Below are 682 nucleotides of genomic sequence, written 5' to 3' on the forward strand. Positions count from 1 at the left end.
ACTCAGTTCAACGGTGATGTCCGTTGACTTCTGCTCGCCCAGACCCGCCACTTCTGTCGCGGTCACCACAATATCGTGCACATTGGGGGCGGTTTCGTAATCGTTCGAGAACGCGGTGACGCCCGCCGCCGTCAGACTGATGGCACCGCTGACTGCATCGATCTCAAACAACGCTTCATTGGCATCATTGTACACGTTGGTGGTAATGGAATACGTCACCGCCTCGCCGTCACCATCGGTGGCCGACACCGTACCAATCACATACTCATCACTGCTGTTCTCATCATACGAGAACACATAACGTGGGCCGTCTTCATTATCCGGGTCATTCGGATCGAATACCGGACCAAACTCATCCAGATTCAGCTCACTCAGTTCAACGGTGATATCCGTGGATTTCTGCTCGCCCAGACCCGCTACTTCTGTCGCGGTCACCACAATATCGTGCACATTGGGGGCGGTTTCGTAATCGTTCGAGAACGCGGTGACGCCCGCCGCCGTCAGACTGATCGCACCGCTGACCGCATCGATCTCAAACAACGCTTCATTGGCATCGTTGTACACGTTGGTGGTAATGGAATACGTCACCGCCTCGCCGTCACCATCGGTGGCCGACACCGTACCAATCACATACTCATCGCTGCTGTTCTCATCATACGAGAACACATAACGGGGGCCGTCT

General features: G+C 55.0%; 1 protein-coding gene. It reads right to left on the bottom strand.

The window, feature by feature from the left end:
• On the bottom strand, positions 1-682 hold a 682-nt coding region (locus tag JIG40_RS00925; protein WP_199464628.1), incomplete at both ends, for a cadherin repeat domain-containing protein.

The organism is Vibrio sp. bablab_jr001, assembly GCF_016464285.1.
Classification (GTDB): Bacteria; Pseudomonadota; Gammaproteobacteria; order Enterobacterales; family Vibrionaceae; genus Vibrio; species Vibrio fluvialis.